Genomic DNA, 3,768 nt, shown 5'->3' on the forward strand with positions numbered 1-3,768 from the left:
AAACTTCGTGGCTTCGTGCCTTCGTGGTTCAAATCGAAATCCACCAGGCCTGTTCAAACCGTTTTTTCACCACAGAGACACAGAGACACAGAGAAATTTAAATGCTGTTTCAGTGATTTGAAATCCTAAAAAAACTTCGTGACTTCATGCCTTCGCGTCTTTGTGGTTCAAATCGAAATCCACCAGGCCTGGTGAAACCGCTTTTTCAGCACAGAGACACAGAGACACAGAGAAATTAAACGTTTAAAACCCAAAAAACTTCGTGCCTTCGTGGTTCAACTTCAACTTCCCTCAAATCACTCAATCATCTCTGTGCCTCTGTGTCTCTGCAGTTCAAAGTGTTCGAGCGGTTTAAAATCGCGTTTTCAAGTTTGGCCAGTTGATTGGCGAGCTTGGTCAGACGGCTTTGCAGCTTCCAGAAAAGATAAGCGGGTTCGGTGCACACATCGGGTTTGGGCGTTTTCATTTACCGCTCTTTGACCGTTTTTTGCAGAATGGTTAACATTCGGAAGGAAGGGTAGCCGTCGGCGGGTAAGCCGTTTTTGAGCTGAAAGTTACGCAGTGCTTTTCGGGTTTGGCTGCCAGCAATGCCGTCGATTTTGCCGATGTCTTCGCCGCTCATGGCGAGGCGCTCCTGCAGTTCGATAATCTGCGCTCGGGTCAGGGATTGATCGTCTTTCGGCGCGGTTTTGGTTAACGCGGGGCGGCCGACAATGCGATCGGCTAGATGACCAACGGCCAGGGCATAACTGTCGGAGTGGTTCCAGCGTTTAATGACGTTAAAGTTGTGAAACACCAGAAAGGCCGGGCCGCGATAATCGTAGGGCAGCAACAGGGCGGCGGGCATATCCACGTCCGGCAGCGGGCGACCGTCGGCCAGGGTTAAGCCAAGTTTTTGCCAGGCCTGCAGTGTGCGTTGCGTGGTGCCGTCGGCTAAAGAATAGTCAAACCCTTCTGGCAGGGTGACTTCTCGCCCCCAGTTTTCTTCGCGCTGCCAGCCGAGGATGTCCAAAAAGTTCCCCATTGAGTAGAAAACGTCGGTGAGGCTGTTCCACAGATCGCGACGGCCGGAGTCATCGGCATCCACGGCGTATTTCAAATAGTTAGACGGCATGAACTGGCATTGTCCTATGGCACCGGCCCAGGAGCCTTTCATCTGTTCCGGTTGAACGTGGCCTTGTTCCAGAATGGTGAGTGCGGCCAGCAGTTCTTTTTGGAAAAATTCGGAGCGACGTTTGTCGTAAGACAGGGTGGCGAGCGACTCGATAATGGGCGTGGTGCCGGTGTAGCCGCCGAAATTGGTTTCCATGCCCCAGAGGGCAATGATAAATCGCCCCGGCACGCCGTATTGGCGGGTGACATCTTGCAGTTGCGGCTGGTATTTTTCATAGAGCTTGCGGCCGGTTTCAATGCGCCAGTCGGTGACGGCACGATTGAAATACTGCCAGAAAGTGCGGGTGAACTCGGGCTGACGACGATCCAGTTCGAGGACGCGTTCATTTAAATGGACGTTTTTAAACGCACTGTCCAGCGTGGTTTGGGAAATGCCTTCTTGGCGCGCCACCTGTTTAAACGATTTTAGCCAGGCCTGGAAGTCGGCTTCGGATTGAGGAGGGGGTTCATAAGCCATGACCGCAGCAGGTGCGATTAGGAAGCCGAAAAAAAGGGCTAAGACTATTCGAGAGATTGGCGAAAGTGAGATGGGTGGCATAAAGGTCATAGACGAATCATGGCTTTGCAGTGCATAAAAGTGTGTCGTTTAAGAGGAAGCCCATTTTACTAAAGTGACTGAGCGTAATGCAGTAAAATAACGGTTTTGTCGATGGGTAATTTCAATGTGTCGTTTTTTTGCAACGTCTGCGCCGGGTTTGAACGAACTGCTTCGTGAAGAGTTGACCGGTTTTGGCGCGGAAAATATAAAAGTTCAGCCGACGGGGGCGACCTTTGAAGGGGCTTTGGAGGTGGGCTACCGAACGTGCCTTTGGTCGCGTTTGGCCAACCGCGTGTATTATGTGTTGCTGGAAACCGAGGTGGCGAATCAGGAAGCCCTGAGCGGCGTGGTGGCCTCCATCGACTGGATTGAGCATCTGGCGCAGGACGGCACTTTTGCGGTGACCTTTTCCGGCAAAGGACTGGGCATCGAGCACAGTCATTACGGTGCGCTGAAAATCAAAGACGGCCTTGTCGATTACTTTCGCGAACGTTACCAAACGCGTCCATCGGTGGATGCGACCACGCCGGACATTCGTGTGCACGGTCACGTCAATCGCAACCACTTGACGTTGAGTCTGGATTTGGCCGGTTACAGTTTGCACCAGCGTGGCTATCGCGAAGGCATGCAGGTCACGGCCCCCTTGAAGGAAAATGTCGCGGCGGCGATTTTGATGCGGGCGAATTGGCCGGAAATCGCCAAACGCGGTGGTTCGCTGTATGACCCCATGTGCGGTTCCGGTACCTTTCTGATTGAAGCGGCGATGATGGCGTCCGATGCGGCACCAGGCCTAGCCAAATCCGGTGACATGCTGTTGAACTATTGGCGTGGGCACGACGAAGTCCTTTGGGAAAATCTGGTTGAAGAAGCCGAACAACGTGAAACCGAAGGTTTGCGCCATTTGCCGATGATTTACGGCTCGGACATTTCTCATAAATCGTTGGACATTGCCCGAGAAGCCATTCAAGCCGCTGGCTACGACGATGTGATTGAAATCAAGCAAATGAGCGTTGAGCAGGGTCGCAAATGGGGCGATTGGCCAACTGGTCTGATTGTAACCAACCCGCCTTACGGCGAGCGCCTGAGCGATGAAGAGTCGGTCAAGCAAATTTACATGCAGCTGGGTGACTACCTGAAGTCGGAATTCAAAGACTGGAAAGCGGCGGTGTTGACGTGCAACACCGAACTGGGCATGTATCTGGGCATTAAGGCCAAACGGTCGCACGACTTTTATAACGGGGCCATGGAATGCCGCTTGTTCCGTTTTGATTTGGACGAAAGCCTCTTTCGCCAACCGGCCTTGCAGGTCAAGTCGGATTTGGTTTCTCAAGTCCGACGTTTGCAGCCTGAATTGGCCGAATCCGACAATGCCCGCATGGTCGCCAATCGTATTCGCAAGAATATGAAAGGGCTAAAGAGCTGGGTTAAGCAGCAGGACATTCGCGCCTACCGCGTTTACGATGCCGACATCCCGGAATATGCCCTGGCGATTGATTTGTACGATACGCTGGAAAGTGGCTTGTGGGTGGTGGTGGCCGAATACGCGCCGCCGAAAACGGTGAACCCGACCAAGGCCAAACGCCGTTTGTATGAAGCTTTGTCCGTGCTACCGGAAGTGTTTGACGTGGCGGCGGAACGCATTGTGTTCAAGGTACGCAGTCAGCAAAAAGGTCAGGATCAGTACGAAAAAATGGACGAGCAAAAAGCCTTTTTCACCGTGTTGGAAAACCAAACCAAAATCCGCGTCAACTTCACCGATTATCTGGACACCGGTTTGTTTTTAGACCACCGAGACGTGCGCCGTGAAGTGGCCAAGCTGGCCAGTGGGAAACGTTTGTTGAATCTGTTTTGTTACACCGCCAGCGCCACGGCGGAAGCGGTCAAAGCCGGGTGCAAAAGCAGTTTGAGTTTGGATATGTCGAAAACCTATTTGTACTGGGCCAAGCATAATTTCATGTGTAATGACATTGATGAACGACAGCACCGTTTGCAGCAGGAAAATGTCTTGGAGTGGTTGGACAAGGAAACCGATGGTTCGTCTAAAAGCCCGTCCGAGA

At 52.3% G+C, this 3,768-nt stretch carries 3 protein-coding genes; 1 reads left to right on the top strand and 2 read right to left on the bottom strand.

Features of this window, described 5'->3' with window-relative positions; all coding sequences use genetic code 11:
- Positions 1-304: 304 nt before the first annotated feature.
- Positions 305-466 carry a hypothetical protein gene (locus ACP5D0_RS08850; protein ID WP_472365362.1) on the bottom strand — a complete coding sequence of 54 codons (162 nt, stop codon included), beginning with the start codon at positions 464-466 and terminating at the stop codon, positions 305-307.
- Complete coding sequence (locus ACP5D0_RS08855) at positions 467-1,630, bottom strand: lytic murein transglycosylase (RefSeq protein WP_472365364.1); 1,164 nt, start codon at positions 1,628-1,630, stop codon at positions 467-469.
- 205 nt (positions 1,631-1,835) lie between these two features.
- On the opposite strand from ACP5D0_RS08855, the gene rlmKL reads away from it, so the two are divergent.
- The coding region (gene rlmKL / locus ACP5D0_RS08860; protein WP_472365366.1) for a bifunctional 23S rRNA (guanine(2069)-N(7))-methyltransferase RlmK/23S rRNA (guanine(2445)-N(2))-methyltransferase RlmL at positions 1,836-3,768 on the top strand (1,933 nt) is incomplete at its 3' end.

Source organism: Hydrogenovibrio sp. (genome assembly GCF_049975065.1).
In the GTDB taxonomy this organism is placed as follows: Bacteria; Pseudomonadota; Gammaproteobacteria; order Thiomicrospirales; family Thiomicrospiraceae; genus Hydrogenovibrio.